Consider the following 20,705-nt stretch of genomic DNA (forward strand, 5'->3'; position numbering starts at 1 on the left):
GGGCCGAGTCTAGAGAGCCGACCCAGCCCCCTCCTTTTAATGAAAGTTATTTTAGCTAAAACTTATCGTTTTAAGTTAACAAGCTCTTGTAAAATTTCATCAGATGTTGTGATAATACGCGTATTCGCCTGGAAACCACGTTGTGCTACGATCATATCAGTAAATTCTTCTGATAGATCGACGTTAGACATTTCAAGAGATCCTGATGCGATTTCACCAATACCCTTTTGTCCAGCAGTTCCTGTTGTCGCTTTCCCTGAGTTTGGTGTTTCATTATAATAGTTAGAACCTTCCTTAGACAACCCACCAGGATTTGGGAACTTAGCTAATTCTAATTGACCTGCTTTTTGCGATACACCATTTTCATCAACATAATCTACAGTCCCATCTTTACCGATAGACATACTTTGAGCAGTTGTAGGTATATTTATTATTCCACCAGTTCCTTTTAAATACTTACCGTCTGCATTAACTAAATCACCATTTTTATCCATATAGAAATTCCCTGCACGTGTATATTTCTGATTCGTCCCATTTTTATCCATAACAACAAAGAACCCATCACCAGAAATCGCTAAATCTAGAACTCTGTAAGTATTTTGCAGTGACCCGCCTTCATGCATCGTATCAATTGCTGCTATTTGAGACCCTAATCCAATTTGTTTTGGGTTTGTACCACCAGTTGTACCTGTTGGCCCTGAAGCTCCTGCAGCTGTTTGTGACATCATATCCTTGAACACAACACGACCTTTTTTGAAACCATAAGTATTTACGTTGGCGATATTATTACCGATAACATCTAATTTTGTTTGGAAATTTTTAAGACCACTGATGCCTGAATACATTGAACGTAGCATAACTTAATTTTCTCCCTTCGATTTTAGAGTGTACTGCTTCTGTCATTTGGCAGTACTAAGGCACCCTTTAAAGGTCCTGCCTTATGTCAGCACAATTGTGCCGTCGATATTGGTGAATATTTGATCTTGTGCTTCATCACGATCCATCGCTGTAATAACCGTAGCGTTTTTCGCACTGACTATGAGCGCAGCCTGATCAGTTAAAACAAGTGAATCAATAACGCCTTTTGAACGTGCTTCGAATACTTTGTCTGTAATTCGTTGCCATTGTTTTTCATCAATATGAATATTGCGTTCGTTAAGACGAGCTGATGCGTGTTTACTTATTTTTAACTGATGATTAGTTGCTTTTTCTAACTCTTGACTAAAAGATTGTTTACTTGTAGAAATACTCGGTCTTTTAACCGGTTGTTGCCTTAATGTTGGTTGAAGCGGTTGTATATGTTGCTGAAATCTTATTTTATCCATCAAAACACCTCAGCTTATTGAGATATAGACAATATTTGATCAGCTGTTACTTCATCACCGTTACTAAGGATATATTTGATTTGTCCATCTTTTTTAGAAACTGATTGGACAGTCGCTTCAATAGTAATTTCTTTCGGTTTTTCTTCAGATTCTTCATTATCATCTTTATCCTCAGTCACTTTGTACGTAATATTTTTCCCTATTAACATACTCGCTTCTACAAGCGATCCTCCAACACTACCAGTAGCACCACCATTGATAACCTCTGAAATATTCGAAGGTGTTAATTCTTTTCCGTCTGCTAATACAAAGATAACTCCCTCACCATCGTATTTAACTCGAACTACAGTACCAGTTCCTTCATTAATAATCGGTTTACCATCTTCACCTTTTTCATCTGTTAATTCATGCCATTTCACATCTTTGCCGATGAATGAATTAAATTCAATCAACTGCGATTGTTGTTGTAATTGCGTTAAATTCTCTAGTGCTTTTGTCATATTCGTCATTTGTTCAAGAGATGAGAATTGAGCCATTTGTGCAATAAAATCTTTATCATCCATTGGGTTTGTTGGATCTTGATTTTGTAATTGTGTGATTAGCAAGTGTAAGAATGCATCTTTACCTAATGTTGAATTACCTGTTTGCCTTTGTTTAGAGGGTTTATTATCAACACCATAAACATCTGTTATACCCTTTCCTTCTGGAATTTTCGTTGTATCTGCCATAAACTCACACCTCCATCTCCGTTAAATAATCGCTAAACGCGGGTACATCTTCCTGATTATCATTGTTCTTATCTTCTTGATCTTGTGCTTGTTGCTTAAATGATTGGTTGAATTGATGCTGCCCTTTTTCTTGACGATTTGCATCACTTAAAGCTTGTGTAACATCAATGCGGTCAAGTTGTATATTCTGGTTGACTAAACCTTGTTTTAATGAATTTAATTGGCTATCCAACATCTCTTTACCAAGAGCTGTTGAAGCAAGCAATCTAGCTGTCATAACACCATCTTTTTGTACTAATTCCACACGAATTGTACCTAAATTTTCTGGGTAGAGTTTGATTAATAGTTTAGTCAATCCTGGTGCATTTGAAGTTTGACTACGATTCATAATCGCTTGGAACTCTTTTACAAAAGTTTCAGCTTGAGATGCTTTGTTAGTTGGTAATGTTAATGTCACAGTTGTGTTAGCTGTACCTTTTGTTTCTGCTAGAGTTGTTGTGACGCTTTCATTGGTATTGGTACTAGCATCGGTTAAATTAATCATTAATGGTTGCAAATCTTTCGATTTCGTGAGAGGAAGTTGACTGCTATTTGCTTGAGTTAAAAGCTGTTCTACTTTTGTAGAAATCGCAGACGTCCATTCTTTCACTTGAAATACTTGTAATTCTTGATTTAATACTAAATCCGTTTTAGGTGCTGCAAGTTCAACTAATTTCAAAAATTTAAGAACATCTGAAGCATGGGTTTGAGAGACTGTAGCACCTTTATCTCCACTAATAGAAGACATCAAATTCTGCATAAATGCAAAGGCATTTTGATCAATACCTGCAAGTAAATCCCAAACATCTTTTGCCTGTGTATCATCACCTGTTAACTTCTGAATAGTTGTTTGTAAATCTTCAACATTTACGCCTAACAATTCACCTAACTTTTCTAGAGAAATTCCTTCAGAACTTAAGCTAGTTTCATCTATTGAGCTCTTTAGTAACTTATTTAAATCTGTTAGAGAAGTTACACTAAGTATGTTTGACATGTCTTCTATAGTAATTGCTTGTTCATGATTTTCAACATTCTTACTATTTAGTACTTGTCCAAGCAAACCTTCTAAACCTCTTGATAAATCAATAGATAATCGATTTGAGTTAAATGTCGAACACTCAATGGTCTGACTATTCAACTTATCCACATTATTTTGCTTAGCATCTGTTGTAGATGAAGCTGGCGGTACATTTTTATTAGAAGACAACAAATATTCCGAAAATCTAGTATCAGACGAGCTAGCATTTGAATTATTTAATTGACTACTTGCTTTAGGTGATTCTATTTGTATCGAATCTATATTCATTATTTCACCTCCTTCCAACTAAACGAAATTTTATTTTGCTAACAAGACAGTGTATCGGGCAGCATCCTTTGCTGGCATCTTCTCTAAAACTTTCGCCAATGTTTCAGGCTTTAAGCTAGCTAGGATTTTAATTGCTTCAGAATCACTCATATTGATGATAACCGGAGCTGCTGCTTTTGGTGTCATTTTTTCAAATGTCGAAACTACACTACTAAACTCTTTTTTTGTTTCTACCTTGCCCTTTTCTAGCTTATCAATTTCAGCTATTAGTCGATCTTGTTCAATAACAAGCTTAGATTTTTCGTTTTTGGAATCTTCTATTTGGCCTTGTAATTGAGCAATTTGGGCTTCTTTTTCTTTAATTTGGGCTTTAAGGTCTACCATTTGTTTAGCATTTTCTTTTGTATCTTTTTCATTTAACGCTTTCTCGTTAGAACTTTGGGCCGTACCACTAGTCCATTCTTTTGCTTTTTCAAAAACATTTACGTTGTATAAATGCGCAATGATCAGGAGAACGGCGGTTGTAAATAGTAATGGTATAATCACCCAATAAAATAGCCTTTGAAGCGTACTAGGTGCTTTTATTTCCGGAGCTTTTGTACGCTCCAAATTTTTTTTCGCCATGCCCTCACCTGATTTCTTTGTTGTAATATGCGACTGATGATAATTCATCTAGTCGAATTGCTTCAAGTCTCTCTTGTTCTTCTTTAAAAGTTTCAAAGTCTTTTTCTTTCATCTTTTCATACTTTCGAAATTCCAATGACTTTTCAAGCAGCTTCTGTTCATGCCACTCCATTTTAGAGCGAGTTTGAATAACCTTTTGCTGGGCATCCATAATTGTTTTTTCAAGGCTATCAATAAACCTTGAATAATGATGAATTTCATCGATACTAGAACCAGTAGACATTCGTTGTTGTTGAAAACCAATAAGATCTTCTTTTTTCTTTAGCAAATTATAAAGTTTGCTTGCTACTTCTTCAAAAACTCTGACAGATTCTTTATAAGCAATTTCTGTTTCATTTTTTTCTTGCTCTCTTACTGTCATTACTTTTTCAAAGCGATATGTATATGCGCTCATTTATAGCCCACCACCATTTGATAATCTGACTAATTCATTCACACTTTGCTGCATACTAACATTATCTAAATAGCCTTGTTTCAAAAATGCTGTAATTAGTGGCTCAAAATGGATAGCTTCGTCAATTTCTTTGGAAGTTCCTCGCTTATAGGCACCTATATTTATCAAGTCTTCTGATTTGTTATAAGTATAGTAAAGTTCTCGTAGCCGTTCTGCAGCTTGTACCTGTTCTTTGGAGACGATATGATTCATCAAACGACTGACACTTTTTAGAACGTTAATAGCTGGATATTGTCCTTTATTTGCAAGTGTACGATCTAGCACGATATGTCCATCTAAAATACCTCGAACAGTATCTGCGATTGGTTCATTCATATCATCGCCGTCTACTAAAACCGTATAAAACGCTGTTATAGAACCATGTTCATTTGTACCCGTTCGTTCTAATAACTTTGGCAAAATAGAGAATACAGAAGGTGTATAACCTCTCGTTGCTGGTGGTTCACCAACTGCCAACCCAATTTCTCGTTGTGCCATAGCTACACGAGTAACAGAATCCATCATAAGCATGACATTTAGTCCTCTATTTCTGAAGTACTCTGCAATGGCTGTAGCTGTAAATGCCCCTTTAATACGCATCAGAGCAGGTTGATCAGATGTAGCTGCGACAACGATTGAGCGCTTCAAGCCTTCGGGGCCAAGATCTCGTTCGATGAATTCACGTACTTCACGACCACGTTCTCCAATAAGCGCGATAACATTTAAATCAGCTTCTGTATTTCTAGCAATCATTCCTAGGAGTGTACTTTTACCGACTCCTGAACCGGCGAATATACCGACACGCTGGCCATTTCCAACCGTTAACATGCCATCAATTGCTTTTACACCCACTTCAAGTGTTTCATTTATCGGTGGCCTAGTTAAAGGGTTTGGTGGATTTTCCTCTGTTTGTACAGTAGCAAGACCCTTTGGTAAGTTATGGCCATCAATTGGCATTCCCATTGAGTCCAATACTTTACCAATTAGTTCAGGCCCTACTTTTACTTCTAATGGAGATCCAGTTCCTTCAACTAAGCAACCTATTGAAATTTCTCTAATTGATGTAAATGGCATGAGAACAACTATTTCATCTTTAAAACCGACGACTTCTGCCAAAATCTCTGAATGTCCATTTTTTGAAGATTGCACATGAATTTTACAAACATCGCCAACAGAGCTTTCAGGACCCTGAGACTCAATCATCAACCCGACTACACGCGTTATACGACCATACTTTTTAAATGTTTGTACTGATGGAATATGCTCAATTAAATTCGACGCTTTCATCATTTCTGATCCACGCTTTCTAATATTTCTATTAGTTTTAATCGTAATTCATTAAGTTGTTCATCTATACTCACGACAATTCTCCCATGATTCGTTTCGATATAGCCGTCAGTATCATTTAATTCTTCATTCACGAAAATCATAAATGGTACATCCACTGGGAAAATGGAGGCTAATTCTTCGCGATGGTTTGAGACAAGTTTGTGATAGGCAAGTGACACATACAACTTAATCTCTTTCATCTCCCTGGCTTCTTTTAAACCTCGGCGGACCACATTCAAAAATAGTTCACTATTCTCTTCTAACGCTGTTCCTAAAATACGAGTCGCTGCATTCATTGCCAGTTCTAAAATGACTCTTTCTTGACTTTCTAAATATTGTTGAGCATTTTCTTTTGAACTGATAATAGTTTCATTAGCCGTATGAACTGCTTCTAACATATTGTCTTCAGCTTTTAGTCGTCCTTCTTCTAAGCCTTGTTGAAATCCTTCATCATATGCTTGTTGTTGAAGAACGAGCTTATCTTGTTCCCATTGCTCTTCCGCAAAATTAAGAGCCTTCTGTTGTTCTTCGCATTGAGCGATAAATTGTTGTTGTTGAATAGCTATCTCAGATTGTGCTTCAGTGATAATACGTTCTCTTTCAGCTAAAACTTCTTCTAAGGAATAGTCTTCAACAACTTCTTCTTGGTTATCGGACAATCTTAGCTCGCGTATTTTAATCGTTCTAATTTTCTCTTTGGATGATAGAGTATCATCGAATCGAATGATTCTAGACAATGACGTCATCTCCTCCACCGCGAGCGATAATGATTTCACCTGCATCCTCTAAGCGTCGTGTTACTGCAACGATTCTCATTTGTGCATCTTCAACATCTCTTAGACGAACTGGTCCCATCACTTCCATCTCTTCTCTAAATGTCTCAGCCATACGTTGGGACATATTTTTGAAAATGATTTCTTTTACTTCTTCGCTTGAAATCTTCATTGCAAGGAGTAAATCTTCGTTTTCACAATCACGTATAACGCGTTGAATTGAGCGGTTATCCAGTGTAACGATATCTTCAAAGACAAACATACGTTTTTTGATTTCTTCTGCAAGTTCTGGATCCTGGATTTCGAGTGCGTCCAGAATTGTTTTTTCAGTTTGTCTATCAACACCATTAAGGACTTCTACAACTGCGTCAACGCCACCAGTTTCAGTGTAATCTTGGGTTACAGTTGATGATAATTTGCGTTCTAATACTGATTCAATTTCACTAATGACTTCTGGTGATGTTGAATCCATCATTGCAATACGCTTCGCTATATCAGCTTGTACCTCTTGAGGTAAAGATGAAAGTATAATACCTGCTTGCTGTGGCTCTAAGTATGAAAGTATTAGAGCAATTGTTTGCGGATGTTCATTTTGAATAAAGTTGAAAATTTGAGCAGGATCTGTGCGTCTCGCAAAATCGAAAGGTCTTACTTGTAGAGAAGATGTTAATCGATTAATAATTGTTTGAGCCTGATCCGATCCAAGAGCTTTTTCTAATACTGTTTTCGCATAGCCAATACCACCTTGAGAAATGTAGTCTTGTGCGAGTGCAATATTATGGAACTCTTCGATAATTTCTTCTTTTATTTCTGGTTCAACTTTTTTAACTCCTGAAATTTCTAACGTTAAACGCTCTATTTCTTCTTCGCTTAAGTGTTTATATACCGCAGCGGACACTTCTGGTCCAAGTGATATTAACAGGAGTGCTGCTTTTTGTTTACCAGATAAACCTTTTTCTTTCCTTGACACAGCTTTTCCCCCCATTAATCTTCAGTTATCCAAGTACGCAGTAATTTCGCGAAATCATCTGGCTTGTCTTTAGCCATCTTTTCAAGCTGTTTACGTCGTACGGTTGATTCTGTTTCTTTTTCTGTAGAGATATCTTCTATTTCAACTATTTCATCTTGATCCTCAAGAATTATATTTTCTTCTATCTCTTTTTGTTTTCTAGAACGTAAGATAAAGAACGCTAGTAAAATAATTGCAACTACTAAAATACCGCCAATAACATATACCCACCATGGAATTTTACTTGTTTCAGTTGAAGCTATTTGGGCTTTACCATTCAATTGTTGAACGGTAACGTTAATTTTTTGATCGATTTGAGTATCTGTTAATTGTCCTGCTTCGTTTTTATCAATTGAAGTACGAACGATAGATGCAAGCATACTTTGAATATCTTTTTGTACATTCGTTGGTAAAGTTGTTGCGTCATCAGCAGTCGGTGGTTCTACCATTACTTGAATACCTAAATCACGAATTCTGTAAGGACTTTCTACGATTTGACGTTTAATACGATTCACTTCGTTATTAATCGTCTCTTCTGTTTTCTCGAAATCTCCATCACCTGATGATCCAGATTGATAGTTTGTAAAATTATCAGTTTCATTTTCAGCTTCTGGTGTACCAGAGGCCGCTGCTCCAGTACCTGTAAATGTTTCACTAATACGCTGTGCACTAATTTGGATACCAGCCATATTCTCTTTATCCACTGGTTCAACTAAATTTTCTTCACGTTGCTCTTGGGTAAAATCAATATCAGTTGTAACAACAACGGCAACTTTATCTGCTCCCATTAAAGTACCTAACATTGTTTGTACTTGGCGTTGCAAATCACGTTCAATTTGCTTTTTAAGTGTCAATTGTTGGTTGACATCCGCTCCATTAGCTCCCGCTGCTGCAGTATTAGTGGACTTTAAATCGTAATATTCAAAGTATTGATTTGTGATTACGATATTTTCTGGAGTTAAGTTCGGAACACTTTTAGATGCCAGATTATATAGTGTTTGAATTTGTGCTTCAGTAAATTGATAACCTGGTTCTGTGTTCAAGACTATAGATGCACTTGCCGGCTGCTGTGTATCACTTACGAATACACCTGCTTCAGGTAAAGTAATCATTACTTTCGCGTCTTTTACACCTTTAATGCCTTTAATCAAGTTTGCTAGTTCTGTTTGTGTAGAAGCTAACTTCAGAACGCTAAATTCATTATCAGTCATCCCAAACCCAGCGTTTTGAGAGAAAAATGAGTAATCTATTTTGCCAGATTGCGGAAAACCTTCTGACGCAAGTTGTACTAATAGTGGATCTACTTGATTTTCTGGAACTAAGATAGATGTTCCGCCTGGTGCAATCTTATATTTCGTCCCTTGAGCATCAAGGGTTTCTTTAATTTTCCCTACTTCAGCAGTCGATAAGTCTGAATAAAGTGGCGCATACGACACTCGAGTTGCAAAGTATGTAATAACCGCTGCCAAAATAACGATTCCAAGAAGAGAACCTATTAAAGTACCTTTTTGTGCTTTTGTACGACTTCCCCAAAACCTTGTGGAGTCGGTTTTGATTTTTGTCAGTCTTTCATTCATTTTAAGCCTCCGGTTATAGTGAATGTTCTAATACGTGGTTAAATCCGCACTAACCGTTCGAATTAAACTGTCATTCGCATAATTTCTTGATACGCCTCTACGACTTTATTACGTACTTGTAATGCTGTATTCAATGTTATACTTGCTTTTTGAGAGCTAATCATAACATCATGAAGTTCAACATTATCACCGTTTATTAACTTAGTCGTCATATCATCAGAAGCGACTTGACTATCGTTTACAGATTGGATAGCATCTTTTAACATTGTTCCGAAACTCTCTTTTGATTCTGTAGGCATTGATTCAGCCACTCTTTGTGTCATGGTTGGTTGAACTGGTTGCGCTACCGTTACTTGTGATACTGGCAATTAACCCATCCTCCTTCTTTGAAATTATTTACCTATTTCTAGTGCTTTTGTTAACATCGATTTATTTGCATTAAAAACCGTTACGTTCGCTTCATACGATCGTGTAGCAGATATTAGGTTTACCATTTCTTTTAAAGGATCAACATTTGAAGTTTGTACGTAACCTTCGTCATTAGCATCTGGATGTGTTGGATCATAAATAAGTTTGAATGGTGTTTCAGTATCATTATTAATCCCTGTTACTTTAACGCCATTGCCAACTCCTTGTTTACTAGTTGAACCCATTGCTGTATTTAGATAATTAGAAAATTGTCCTTCTTTCGACGTTAGTGTTACTGTTTTACGACGATACGGAACCCACTCGCCATTCTCCATTGTTGCTCGTGTAGTATCGACATTTGCCATATTAGACGAAATGACGTCCATTCTTAAACGCTGAGCAGTAAGCGCTGAGCCTGTGGTATTCATGCTATGGAAGATAGACAAAATTAGTTACCCCCTTTAATGACAGTTTGTAATGTATTTAACTTACCGTTAATGCGGTCAATCAAGGCATTGTAGAAAATTGTGTTTTCAGCCAAACTTGCTTGTTCTTTATCCATATCTACTCCGTTACCATTTTCTCGGTAACGTAGATTAGAATAGCTATAAACACCAGGTGTCGAATTCTTCGTAGTAAAATCAAAATGTCTTTGATCTGTTCTGTTCGCTTGTATATATGTATTTTGTGCCTCAGTTAACATCTTTTTGAAACTAACGTCTTTAGCCTTATAGTTTGGTGTGTCATTATTCGCTATATTTTGAGCGATTGTTTTATTTTTCACCGCAGCATAAGAGAGGCCACTTTCCAAATTACTTATCGTTCCACTAAATAAATCCAAAACTTCACCCCAATTCGATATAAACTACCAAATTTCAATTTTATTTTCACTATCTAATTGTATTAGAGATGTAACCTAGTGTCTATCTGTATTAGAGTCTTTTTGATAGGTACAAAAACCCATTTTTATAACTTTACTCCCCTTTTCCTCCAAAACTTCTAAACCCCTTATCCTATAAGGGGTAAAGGTAATATTCACTATAAAAATAGTGTTAATGAGGTTAATTATTTATACTATCTAATACTTGTGCATCTATTGCGAATATAGGGATTTCTTAGTTTTCCAATAATATTAGAAAGTTAATTTCTCCTAATAATACCATGTAGGTATATATTTATTTGATATATTTTGTACAATTCCCAACTAATCTAACTTAATATTACTATAACAGACTTCACTTACATTAATAGTAATTTACTAAAATATTCTATAGATAACTACCTTTTTATCACTTTCCGTCCTTTTTAACAGAGAAATGGTAACCATACATTGTGTATCCACTCCATACAAAAGAATTATTCATTTTCAGTCAATTTCTCAAATTCATCATTTGATTCCACAATATTTTTGCATTTTCGATCTTTTTCTAAAGATTTTTCAAATACAGGTTCATTATTTATTAGGTACAAATGTTGATTAATAGCAATAAAAAAACTACCCCAAAGTCTATGTTAGACATCGGGATAGTTAGTTCGAAATTATTAGCGCATTTTGATTTCTGCTAATGCATTTAGGAATTTATCGTTTAATACTTTAATATAAGTACCTTTCATACCTAAAGAGCGTGATTCAATGACACCAGCTGATTCAAGTTTACGTAAAGCATTAACGATAACTGAACGTGTAATACCTACTCGGTCAGCAATTTTAGAAGCGACTAGCAACCCTTCGCTACCATCTAATTCTTCGAAGATATGCTCAATAGCTTCTAATTCACTGTATGATAATGAGTTGATAGCCATTTGTACGACAGCTTTACTACGAGCTTCCTCTTCGATTTCTTCAGCTTTTTCACGAAGAATCTCCATACCTACTACAGTTGCACCATATTCAGCTAGGATTAAATCATCATCCTCAAAAGTACCAGCTAGACGAGCTAAAATCAATGTTCCTAGGCGTTCGCCACCACCAATAATCGGCACAATTGTAGTTAGACCCGATTTGAAAAGCTCTTTGTTTTCAACAGGGAATGCACTATGTTCGTCATGTACATCAAGGTTTGGAGCAGTTTCAGAGAAGTCATATAAATTTTGAGTATATTCTTCAGGGAAACGGCGCTCTTCAAACATTTTGTTAAGACGATCGTTTTCAATTTGTTGATTAATTGAAATACCTAGTAATTTACCTTTACGACTTACGATGTATACGTTACTTTCGATGACTGTTCCTAATGTGTCCGCCATTTCTTTAAAGTTAACTGGTTTCCCAGCAGATGCTTGAAGCATTGAGTTAATTTTTCGTGTTTTAGCTAATAAATTCATGTTTATTTAGCCTCCTGTAATATTTTCTGCGTAGTTTATTTAATTTTCATAACTTTTAAAATTTTCATACAATAACCTAGATTATAAACTATAAAATAAATTGAGACAAATCTTTGTTCTTCGCAATTTCTCCAAGTTTTTGATCTACGTATGATGGTGTAATATCGATGTGAGCTGGTGCGATATCTGCAGCTTCAAATGATAACTCTTCTAAAAGACGTTCCAAAATCGTATGCAGACGGCGTGCTCCGATATTATCTGTTTCTTGGTTTACAAATGTTGCAATTTCCGCAATACGATCAATCGCTTCTTCTGTAAACTCAATTTCAACACCTTCAGTATTTAATAATGCCTTATACTGAAGAATTAATGAATGGTCTGGCTCTTTTAAAATACGAACAAAGTCTTCCTTCGTAAGCTTTTCTAATTCTACACGAATTGGGAAGCGCCCTTGTAGCTCAGGGATTAAATCTGATGGCTTAGACATATGGAATGCACCTGCAGCGATGAATAGCATATAATCTGTTTTGACAGGACCATACTTCGTATTAACAGTAGAACCTTCAACTATTGGTAAAATATCACGTTGAACTCCTTCTCTTGATACATTCGCAGAACCAGAATTACCATTCTTATTGGCAATTTTGTCAATTTCATCGATAAAGATGATGCCTGTTTGCTCAGCACGCGTAATCGCTTCTTGAGAAACTTCATCAGAATCAATTAAATTATTAGCTTCTTCTATTATAAGTATTCGTCTAGCATCTTTTACTTGTAGACGTCGCTTTTTCTTTTGTTTCGGCATTAAGCTTGATAACATATCACCCATGTTACTGCCACCCATATCCATGCCAGCTCCTGGAAAACCACCAAACATTGATGGTGCTTGCTCCGTCACTTCCACCGATATCCACTCTTCTTCAAGCTTGCCTGCTTTTAAATCATCTGCAATTTGTGTACGTTTTAAACGTACTTCTGTATCATCTGTAGTTGTTTCTTCTTCCTTCTCGGAATTTTGTCCGAAAAACATTTCAAAAGGATTTGACGCTGATTGCTTTTTACGCATACTTGGCACAAGTAATTTCACAATTTGTTCATTAGCTAGTCGCTCTGCTTGATCCTTTACTTCTTCATGTTTTTCTTCTTTCACGAGTCGGTTAGCCACTTCTACTAAGTCACGTACCATCGATTCCACATCACGACCTACATAACCTACTTCAGTAAATTTTGTCGCTTCTATTTTTATGAATGGCGCTTTTACTAAACGTGCGATACGTCTAGCAATTTCCGTTTTACCAACTCCAGTTGGTCCAATCATTAAGATGTTTTTTGGGATGACTTCATTTTTCATCTCTTCATCTAAGAGTTGACGACGATGACGATTACGAAGCGCAACAGCTACTGCACGCTTAGCATCACGTTGCCCAACGATATAACGATCTAAATACTCGGTCATTTGTCTAGGCGTTTGTTGTTGTGTCATAGTTACAGTGCCTCCACGATAATATTATGGTTCGTAAATACACAAATATCTGCTGCAATTTCAAGCGATGCTTTCGCAATTTCCTCTGCTGTTAATGTATCACCAGAGTACTGCTTTAACGCTCTACCAGCTGATAACGCATAGTTACCTCCCGAGCCAATTGCTAAGATACCGTCATCAGGTTCAATGACCTCACCAGAACCAGAAACAAGTAGTAGTGTTTCACTATTCATTACAAGTAACATTGCTTCTAGCTTTTGCAACATTTTATCTCCGCGCCACTGCTTTGCTACTTCGACTGAAGCACGTTGAAGGTTCCCATCAAACTCCATAAGTTTCCCTTCAAACATTTCAAACAATGTAAACGCATCGGCAACCGATCCGGCAAACCCTGCTAATACTTTACCGTTGTAAAGACGACGTACTTTCTTAGCTGTATGTTTCATCACAACTGCATTACCAAGAGTCACCTGTCCGTCACCTGCCATCGCGCTCTGCCCTTTATGTTGTACTGCAAAAATTGTGGTTGCGTGCATTTCAACCATAATAACCCTCCTCCCAATTGTTACGCTCTTGGATGAGCATTCATATATGTGTTTCTTAGATGTTCTTTTGTCACATGCGTATAAACTTGCGTAGAAGATAAATTTGCGTGTCCGAGTAATTCTTGCACGGTACGTAAATCTGCTCCGTTGTTTAATAAATGCGTAGCAAAGGTGTGTCTTAACATATGAGGATAAATATTAGAATGTAACTCTGCATTTTTCATCATATCATTTAAAATATAACGAACACCTCTTGCCGTAAGGGCTCCACCTCGCATATTGACAAATAGTTGAGGGTTTTGAAGGCCTTTCATAAGTTTAGGACGTGAATTTGCTAGGTATTGTTGCAATGCTTCCGAAGCAAAATGCCCAAATGGTACATAACGTTCTTTTCTCCCTTTCCCCATCACACGTAAAATGCATATTGAAAAATCAACATCTTTCATTTCAATAGATGTCAATTCACTAACCCGAATTCCTGTGGCATACAACAATTCAAGAATGGCTGTATCTCGTAAAGATTTCGGATCTTCCCCTTCGTTTGCCTGAAACAATCTGGCAAGCTCTTCTTCATAAAAAAAGCGCGGTAATCTATCTTCTTTTTTTGGATGATAAAGAGCTTGAAAGCCTGTATCATCTAATCCGTATTCTTTATTTAGAAAACGAAAAAAAGAACGGATTGAAGAAATTTTCCTTGAGATAGTTGTTCTCGCTTTTTTTTCTTCGTACAATTTTGTTACGTAAAGTCTGGCGTGTATATATTCAACAGCAGCTAAATCTTCTACGCTTTCTACTTTTAAGAAAGATAAAAATTCATGTAAATCAGATTGATATTCTCGCACTGTTAATGGTGAAAAATTTTTTTCTAATTGAATATAGATAACAAATTGCTCAAGTACTTGTTCAGATCGTATGTTCATTTGAACACCTCGTTAATGAAAAGCTCCAAATTTAACCATCTAACTCTAAGCATTTTTAAAAAGCAAAAACGCTTACTAAACTAGAGCTAATGTTAATCCTAGTTGTTTAAGGCACATATGAGTATAACACACTCATGTGAATTGTTCGACACTTCAGTTCATAAGTCAACATAAAGTTTTTATCGAAAGGTTTATTCACGTCTTTTGGGTAACTTTGTTACACTTAAATGTATTATTCTTATTTCTAAATTACCACTATTTGTATCTTCTTTTCAATTATGAGAAATCATCTTCATTTGTAAACAAAAAAGCCCTTAAAATTGTAACAATTTTAAGGGCTAAAACAATTATATATTTGTTGAATTTTTGAAGTTTTGAATAGCAGCCAAAGCACGTTCTGCGTGTTTTTCACCGCGTTCTTGCTTCGATTTAATTTTCTCGCCTAATTTAGGGAATAAACCGAAGTTCACATTCATAGGTTGGAAGTGTTTTGAATCTGCTTCTGTTATATAACGCGCCATACTTCCTAATGCTGTTTCTGCAGGGAAGATTAATAAGTCTTTTTCCATTGCAAGATGTGCGGCATTAATACCAGCAATTAAACCACTACCCGCTGACTCAACATAACCCTCTACCCCCGTCATTTGACCAGCAAAGAAAATGTTTGGTCGACTTTTCAGTTGATAAGTCGGCGCTAATGCTTTAGGTGAGTTAATAAAAGTGTTTCGATGCATAACACCATAACGAACGATTTCTACATTTTCCAAACCAGGGATCATACTAAATACTTCTTTTTGCGCCCCCCATTTTAAATGTGTTTGGAATCCCACTAAGTTATAAAGTGTACCAGCAGCGTCATCTTGACGAAGTTGTACAACTGCATGTGGACGTTTACCGGTTCTAGGATCTTCTAAGCCTACTGGTTTCATAGGACCAAATAGCATAGTTTTAGGACCACGTGCTGCCATTACTTCAATTGGCATACAGCCCTCAAAGTACTTTTCTTTTTCAAATTCTTTTAATGGTGCAACTTCAGCGTTAATCAATGCTTCTTGGAAACGATTGAATTCTTCTTCTGTCATTGGGCAGTTTAAGTATGCCGCTTCACCTTTATCATAACGAGATTTCAAATATACTTTATTTATATCAATGCTGTCTTTTTCTATTATTGGTGCAGCTGCATCATAGAAATAAAGATATTCTTCTCCTGTTAAAGCTTGAATTTGTTCTGCTAATGCTTTTGAAGTTAATGGACCTGTAGCAATAACTGTTATACCTTCTTCAGGAATTTCCGTTACTTCTTCATTAATTACTTCAATCAGTGGATGGTTTTTTACTTTTTCTGTTACATAGCCGGCGAATTCGTGGCGATCCACAGCTAGCGCTCCACCTGCTGGAACTGAACTGCGATCCGCGGCTTCGATAATAACCGAATCCAACATGCGCATTTCTTCTTTAATAACGCCAACTGCATTTGTTAAATTATTGGCACGTAGAGAGTTACTACATACTAATTCTGCAAATTTATCTGTGTGGTGAGCAGGCGTTTGTTTTACTGGACGCATTTCATACAAGCGAACTTGAATTCCTCTTTTTGCAATTTGCCAAGCTGCTTCACTACCTGCTAAACCTGCACCGATTACATTTACGATTGTTGTCATGCTAATATATACCTCTTTCTTATACTCATCATTGTGATGCTGTTTCTTTATAGTCACATTTCGTACATTGGATTTGTACGCCTTTTTTCAGTTTCTTCTCGACTAATAATTCACTACATTTTGGACAAGGTCTGTTAATTGGTTTATCCCATGATACGAAATCACAGTCAGGATAACGATTACAACCGTAGAAAATACGTTTTGTCTTACTTTTTCGTTCTACGATTTCGCCTTCTTTACATGTTGGACATGTAACGCCTATTGCTTTGACAATAGCTTTTGTATTACGGCAATCAGGGAAGTTACTACATGCCATGAATTTACCATAGCGACCAAGTTTGAAAACCATTGGTGAGCCACAATGTTCACAGTCTTCACCGGCGGGTTCATCTTTTATTTCAACTTTTTCCATTGCTACTTCAGCATGTTGTACATGTTTTTCAAAATCTTGATAAAATTCATCTATTATATTTACCCATTTTGTATTTCCTTCTTCGATACTATCTAAATCGTGCTCCATTTTCGCAGTGAATTCGATATTAATAATATCAGGGAAAAATTCCAATACTAGTGAATGTACAATTTCCCCTAATTCAGTTGGTACAAATCGTTTTGCGTCTAATGTGACATACCCACGCTTTTGGATTGTATCTAAAGTTGGAGCATAAGTTGATGGTCGACCGATCCCTATTTCTTCCATCGTCTTCACTAGACGTGCCTCCGAGAAGCGCGGCGGTGGCTGTGTGAAATGTTGTTTCGGTTCAATATTCAAGGATTTTACAATATCGCCTTTTTCCATCGGTGGCAATAGTTTATCCTTTTCTTCTTTTTGGTCATCTGATCCTTCAATATAAAGTTTCATGAAACCAGGGAATTTCACTTGAGAGCCTGTTGCTCTAAAGAATACCTCACCATTTTGTAAGTCTGCTGTAACTGTATCTAATACAGCAGATGCCATTTGACTCGCTATAAAGCGTTCCCAGATTAGACGATATAAACGAAGTTGATCTCTTGATAAAACGGCCTTTAACTGATCTGGCGTACGCATTGTGCTTGTTGGACGAATTGCTTCATGTGCATCTTGTGCTTTTTCAGATTTTTTTGCTTGTTGATCAAGAGGCGTTGTATATTCGTTACCATACGTTGATTGAACGTATTCAAATGCTTCTTTTTTCGCCGTTTCAGATATACGTGTAGAATCTGTACGCATATACGTAATTAAACCCACAGTACCTTCTTTACCGACATCTATACCTTCGTATAATTGTTGTGCAAGCATCATAGTCTTTTTTGCACGGAAGTTTAATTTACGCGCTGCTTCTTGTTGTAGAGATGACGTTGTAAAAGAGGGAGCTGCATTACGCTTACGTTCGCGTTTCACTACTTTTGCGACTTCGAAATCTTCACCCTTCATTAACTTCAAGACATCTTTTACTTGCGCTTCATTGGACAATTTAATTTTCTCTTTACTATTTCCATAGTAAATAGCATCAAATTGCTTTTTACCTTTTTCAAAATTGCCTTCAATAGTCCAATATTCTTCAGGCTGGAAATTTTTAATTTCGTTTTCGCGGTCGATAATCATACGTAGTGCTACTGATTGTACACGCCCAGCAGATAAACCCTTCTTGACTTTCTTCCATAGAAGAGGACTAATGTTATATCCTACAAGACGGTCTAATATACGACGTGCTTGTTGAGCATCAACTAAATCCATATCAATTGGACGTGGATGCTTAAATGACTCTTTTATAGCATCTTTCGTGATTTCGTTAAATAATACACGACAGTCCGATTTTATATCAATGTTAAGTGCTGTTGCTAAATGCCAAGCAATAGCTTCTCCTTCGCGATCTGGATCGGCCGCGAGATAGATTTTCTTAGCTTTTTTAGCTGCGGATTTTAAATCTTGTAAAACAGGACCTTTACCACGAATGGTAATGTATCTTGGTTCAAAATTATTTTCCGTGTCAATTCCCATTGTACTTCTAGGTAAATCACGAACGTGACCAATTGACGCTTTCACTTTATATTTTTTTCCTAAATATCGCTCGATAGTTTTTGCTTTTGCGGGCGATTCTACTATTACTAAATAATCCGACATGTGAGTTCCCCCTTATAGAGGTGAAGTTTCATTTTCTTTAGTTTCACTTGTTAAAATTGAATAGGTGCATGTAAATATGGTTAAAAACCTTACCATTCAACTATAACTTTTTTTCTAAGCGTTTACAAAAGAATACCTGTTGCAAAATGTATAACAGAAAAGAAATTTTTGCAAGTTATATTTCATCTTCAAATAAAATATCTTTCTAATTCTGCAATTATTTGATAACCATTCCAGACTGGTGTAGCACCCTCTGCAAGCAATTTATGAGGTCCTAAAGAAAGTTTTGATGTAATATCTCCAGGAACTATGAAAATTTCTTTCCCATGCTCTAAGGCGTGGTCCATTGTGCTGGATGTACCGCTTTTTTCAGCAGCTTCTGTGACTAGTATTGCCTTTGATATACCGCTAATAATACGATTTCGCATTGGAAAATACCATCGTTTCGGCTCGATATATGGCGGATATTCTGTAATTAACAAATGATCTTTGCCAATTATTTCGGCTAATTTTGCATTTTCTTTCGGATATAGGTGAAATAATCCATGTCCAAGTACTGCGATTGTTTTTCCTCCGTTTGCAATTGCACTTTCATGGGCCATTCGGTCGGCTCCCTTTGCAAGGCCACTGACGATGATATAATCATGTTCCACTAATGCTGGCATAATATACTGTAATGCATTTTCTGTATAAACCGTCGCCTTTCTAGAGCCAACTATAGCTATCTTCTTTTTATTAGCTAATAAATCTACTTTTCCTTTTACATAGAGACATGTAGGAGAATCATATAGTTCGAATAACGTTTTAGGGAATAAGGGATGAAAGAACGGGATAGGAGTTATCGACTTTTGCTCATACGCTTGGAGTAAGGGGGTTTCCATTGCTTCTATATAAGCGGTTTTTAAACTATTAGCTTTTTCATAGGAGAGTTTTAATAATTTTGCAATTTGTTGTGTGGACATTTGTTCAATATCTACAAGTTCTATATCCTCTTTGAATAAGGGTGCTAACCTGTTAAGAGGTACAGGAAATACATAATGCAATGCCAAGAGTCTCTGAGTCAATAGTGCTTCATTCATCATTGCCCTCCATTCATAACTACTTAAAAGGTGTAGCATTGTCTATTAGGACTTTGCTACACCTTCAATATTAATGAGTTTTACATTTTTCGTACAAGCCCTGTTCTTTTATAACTTTAATAAATGTTTCACCGATAACAGATGGTGTCTCTGCTACTTGAATTCCAGCTGCATTCATTGCTTTAATTTTATCAGCAGCTGTACCTTTACCACCTGAAATAATAGCACCAGCATGGCCCATACGCTTTCCAGGAGGTGCAGTTTGTCCACCAATGAAACCTACAACTGGTTTTGTCATATTTGCTTTGATCCACTCTGCTGCTTCTTCTTCTGCCGTACCGCCAATCTCACCAATCATAACGACACCATAAGTTTCAGGGTCTTCATTGAATTCTTTTAAAACATCAATGAAGTTTGTACCATTAACTGGGTCGCCACCAATCCCAACAGCCGTTGTTTGACCGATACCTTCTTGAGAAAGTTGATGAACTGCTTCATATGTTAAAGTACCAGAGCGTGACACTACCCCTACATGGCCTTTTTTATGGATATAACCTGGCATGATACCAATTTTACATTCATCTGCAGTAATAACACCTGGACAGTTCGGACCAATAAGACGTGTTTTCTTACCTTCCATATAACGTTTCACTTTAATCATATCTAATACTGGGATATGCTCAGTAATACAAATAACTAAATCTAAATTAGCATCTACAGCTTCTAAAATTGCGTCTGCTGCAAATGGTGCTGGTACGTAGATGACAGAAACATTACAGCCTGTTGCTTCAACAGCGTCAACCACCGTGTTAAAAACCGATACGCCTTCAACAGTTGTACCACCTTTACCAGGCGTAACTCCCGCTACAACTTTCGTACCATATTCTAGCATTTGCTTTGTATGGAATAGAGCCGTTGACCCTGTAATCCCTTGTACAAGCACTTTAGTTTCTTTATTAATATAAACGCTCATTTCAAGT

21 protein-coding genes are annotated in these 20,705 nt (G+C 36.5%); all 21 read right to left on the reverse strand.

Features of this window, described 5'->3' with window-relative positions; all coding sequences use genetic code 11:
• Positions 1–62 precede the first annotated feature (62 nt).
• Positions 63–857, reverse strand: a complete 795-nt coding sequence (flgG, locus tag ACQKMD_RS01870) for a flagellar basal body rod protein FlgG (protein WP_427748948.1) — start codon at positions 855–857, stop codon at positions 63–65.
• A gap of 81 nt (positions 858–938) precedes the next feature.
• The gene (locus ACQKMD_RS01875) at positions 939–1,325 is read right to left on the reverse strand and encodes a TIGR02530 family flagellar biosynthesis protein (protein ID WP_427748950.1); all 387 of its coding nucleotides are present in this window, start codon (positions 1,323–1,325) and stop codon (positions 939–941) included.
• 14 nt (positions 1,326–1,339) lie between these two features.
• A complete protein-coding gene (gene flgD, locus ACQKMD_RS01880) occupies positions 1,340–2,053 on the reverse strand; it encodes a flagellar hook assembly protein FlgD (RefSeq protein ID WP_427748952.1) in 714 nt (237 codons plus the stop codon).
• A 4-nt stretch (positions 2,054–2,057) separates the two neighbouring features.
• Complete coding sequence (locus tag ACQKMD_RS01885; protein WP_427748954.1) at positions 2,058–3,398, reverse strand: flagellar hook-length control protein FliK; 1,341 nt, start codon at positions 3,396–3,398, stop codon at positions 2,058–2,060.
• Between the two features lie 30 nt (positions 3,399–3,428).
• On the reverse strand, positions 3,429–4,070 hold the full coding sequence (locus ACQKMD_RS01890; RefSeq protein ID WP_427748956.1) for a MotE family protein: 642 nt from the start codon (positions 4,068–4,070) through the stop codon (positions 3,429–3,431).
• The gene (gene fliJ / locus ACQKMD_RS01895; protein WP_427748958.1) at positions 4,027–4,476 is read right to left on the reverse strand and encodes a flagellar export protein FliJ; all 450 of its coding nucleotides are present in this window, start codon (positions 4,474–4,476) and stop codon (positions 4,027–4,029) included. The genes ACQKMD_RS01890 and fliJ overlap by 44 nt, the downstream gene beginning before the upstream one ends.
• Entirely contained in the window at positions 4,477–5,802 is a 1,326-nt protein-coding gene (fliI, locus tag ACQKMD_RS01900; protein ID WP_427749303.1) for a flagellar protein export ATPase FliI, read from the reverse strand.
• The gene (gene fliH, locus ACQKMD_RS01905) at positions 5,802–6,590 is read right to left on the reverse strand and encodes a flagellar assembly protein FliH (RefSeq protein WP_427749304.1); all 789 of its coding nucleotides are present in this window, start codon (positions 6,588–6,590) and stop codon (positions 5,802–5,804) included. Before fliH ends, fliI begins: the two co-directional genes overlap by 1 nt.
• Entirely contained in the window at positions 6,574–7,587 is a 1,014-nt protein-coding gene (gene fliG, locus ACQKMD_RS01910) for a flagellar motor switch protein FliG (protein WP_038184093.1), read from the reverse strand. Before fliG ends, fliH begins: the two co-directional genes overlap by 17 nt.
• Positions 7,588–7,601: 14 nt before the next feature.
• Positions 7,602–9,203 (reverse strand): flagellar basal-body MS-ring/collar protein FliF, encoded by a 1,602-nt coding sequence (gene fliF, locus ACQKMD_RS01915; protein ID WP_427748960.1) that lies wholly within the window; start codon positions 9,201–9,203, stop codon positions 7,602–7,604.
• A gap of 62 nt (positions 9,204–9,265) precedes the next feature.
• The gene (fliE, locus tag ACQKMD_RS01920) at positions 9,266–9,526 is read right to left on the reverse strand and encodes a flagellar hook-basal body complex protein FliE (protein ID WP_427749305.1); all 261 of its coding nucleotides are present in this window, start codon (positions 9,524–9,526) and stop codon (positions 9,266–9,268) included.
• A gap of 69 nt (positions 9,527–9,595) precedes the next feature.
• The gene (flgC, locus tag ACQKMD_RS01925) at positions 9,596–10,057 is read right to left on the reverse strand and encodes a flagellar basal body rod protein FlgC (protein ID WP_038184088.1); all 462 of its coding nucleotides are present in this window, start codon (positions 10,055–10,057) and stop codon (positions 9,596–9,598) included.
• Positions 10,058–10,059: 2 nt separating this feature from the next.
• Positions 10,060–10,452, reverse strand: coding sequence for a flagellar basal body rod protein FlgB (gene flgB, locus ACQKMD_RS01930; RefSeq protein WP_427748962.1), 393 nt, complete (start codon positions 10,450–10,452; stop codon positions 10,060–10,062).
• Between the two features lie 701 nt (positions 10,453–11,153).
• Entirely contained in the window at positions 11,154–11,933 is a 780-nt protein-coding gene (codY, locus tag ACQKMD_RS01935; protein WP_427748964.1) for a GTP-sensing pleiotropic transcriptional regulator CodY, read from the reverse strand.
• Between the two features lie 88 nt (positions 11,934–12,021).
• Positions 12,022–13,416 (reverse strand): ATP-dependent protease ATPase subunit HslU, encoded by a 1,395-nt coding sequence (hslU, locus tag ACQKMD_RS01940; RefSeq protein ID WP_427748965.1) that lies wholly within the window; start codon positions 13,414–13,416, stop codon positions 12,022–12,024.
• Positions 13,417–13,418: 2 nt separating this feature from the next.
• Positions 13,419–13,961 carry an ATP-dependent protease subunit HslV gene (hslV, locus tag ACQKMD_RS01945; protein WP_427748966.1) on the reverse strand — a complete coding sequence of 181 codons (543 nt, stop codon included), beginning with the start codon at positions 13,959–13,961 and terminating at the stop codon, positions 13,419–13,421.
• 20 nt (positions 13,962–13,981) lie between these two features.
• Positions 13,982–14,881 (reverse strand): tyrosine recombinase XerC, encoded by a 900-nt coding sequence (xerC, locus tag ACQKMD_RS01950; RefSeq protein WP_427748968.1) that lies wholly within the window; start codon positions 14,879–14,881, stop codon positions 13,982–13,984.
• Between the two features lie 347 nt (positions 14,882–15,228).
• Positions 15,229–16,542, reverse strand: coding sequence for an FADH(2)-oxidizing methylenetetrahydrofolate--tRNA-(uracil(54)-C(5))-methyltransferase TrmFO (trmFO, locus tag ACQKMD_RS01955; protein WP_427748970.1), 1,314 nt, complete (start codon positions 16,540–16,542; stop codon positions 15,229–15,231).
• Between the two features lie 28 nt (positions 16,543–16,570).
• Positions 16,571–18,646, reverse strand: a complete 2,076-nt coding sequence (topA, locus tag ACQKMD_RS01960; RefSeq protein ID WP_427748972.1) for a type I DNA topoisomerase — start codon at positions 18,644–18,646, stop codon at positions 16,571–16,573.
• A 188-nt stretch (positions 18,647–18,834) separates the two neighbouring features.
• A complete protein-coding gene (gene dprA, locus ACQKMD_RS01965) occupies positions 18,835–19,725 on the reverse strand; it encodes a DNA-processing protein DprA (RefSeq protein ID WP_427748974.1) in 891 nt (296 codons plus the stop codon).
• A 70-nt stretch (positions 19,726–19,795) separates the two neighbouring features.
• A complete protein-coding gene (gene sucD, locus ACQKMD_RS01970; RefSeq protein WP_427748975.1) occupies positions 19,796–20,698 on the reverse strand; it encodes a succinate--CoA ligase subunit alpha in 903 nt (300 codons plus the stop codon).
• Positions 20,699–20,705 lie beyond the last annotated feature (7 nt).

Origin of the sequence: Viridibacillus sp. NPDC096237, assembly GCF_050278625.1 — a bacterium.
In the GTDB taxonomy this organism is placed as follows: Bacteria; Bacillota; Bacilli; order Bacillales_A; family Planococcaceae; genus Viridibacillus.

Excerpts from the sequence above, each read along its gene's own strand:
- flgG (WP_427748948.1), bottom strand. The coding sequence starts at position 857 with ATGCTACGTTCAATGTATTCAGGCATCAGTGGTCTTAAAAATTTCCAA.
- ACQKMD_RS01875 (WP_427748950.1), bottom strand. The coding sequence starts at position 1,325 with ATGGATAAAATAAGATTTCAGCAACATATACAACCGCTTCAACCAACA.
- flgD (WP_427748952.1), bottom strand. The coding sequence starts at position 2,053 with ATGGCAGATACAACGAAAATTCCAGAAGGAAAGGGTATAACAGATGTT.
- ACQKMD_RS01885 (WP_427748954.1), bottom strand. The coding sequence starts at position 3,398 with ATGAATATAGATTCGATACAAATAGAATCACCTAAAGCAAGTAGTCAA.
- ACQKMD_RS01890 (WP_427748956.1), bottom strand. The coding sequence starts at position 4,070 with ATGAATTATCATCAGTCGCATATTACAACAAAGAAATCAGGTGAGGGC.
- fliJ (WP_427748958.1), bottom strand. The coding sequence starts at position 4,476 with ATGAGCGCATATACATATCGCTTTGAAAAAGTAATGACAGTAAGAGAG.
- fliI (WP_427749303.1), bottom strand. The coding sequence starts at position 5,802 with ATGAAAGCGTCGAATTTAATTGAGCATATTCCATCAGTACAAACATTT.
- fliH (WP_427749304.1), bottom strand. The coding sequence starts at position 6,590 with ATGACGTCATTGTCTAGAATCATTCGATTCGATGATACTCTATCATCC.
- fliF (WP_427748960.1), bottom strand. The coding sequence starts at position 9,203 with ATGAATGAAAGACTGACAAAAATCAAAACCGACTCCACAAGGTTTTGG.
- fliE (WP_427749305.1), bottom strand. The coding sequence starts at position 9,526 with ATGACACAAAGAGTGGCTGAATCAATGCCTACAGAATCAAAAGAGAGT.
- codY (WP_427748964.1), bottom strand. The coding sequence starts at position 11,933 with ATGAATTTATTAGCTAAAACACGAAAAATTAACTCAATGCTTCAAGCA.
- hslU (WP_427748965.1), bottom strand. The coding sequence starts at position 13,416 with ATGACACAACAACAAACGCCTAGACAAATGACCGAGTATTTAGATCGT.
- hslV (WP_427748966.1), bottom strand. The coding sequence starts at position 13,961 with ATGGTTGAAATGCACGCAACCACAATTTTTGCAGTACAACATAAAGGG.
- xerC (WP_427748968.1), bottom strand. The coding sequence starts at position 14,881 with ATGAACATACGATCTGAACAAGTACTTGAGCAATTTGTTATCTATATT.
- trmFO (WP_427748970.1), bottom strand. The coding sequence starts at position 16,542 with ATGACAACAATCGTAAATGTAATCGGTGCAGGTTTAGCAGGTAGTGAA.
- topA (WP_427748972.1), bottom strand. The coding sequence starts at position 18,646 with ATGTCGGATTATTTAGTAATAGTAGAATCGCCCGCAAAAGCAAAAACT.
- dprA (WP_427748974.1), bottom strand. The coding sequence starts at position 19,725 with ATGAATGAAGCACTATTGACTCAGAGACTCTTGGCATTGCATTATGTA.
- sucD (WP_427748975.1), bottom strand. The coding sequence starts at position 20,698 with ATGAGCGTTTATATTAATAAAGAAACTAAAGTGCTTGTACAAGGGATT.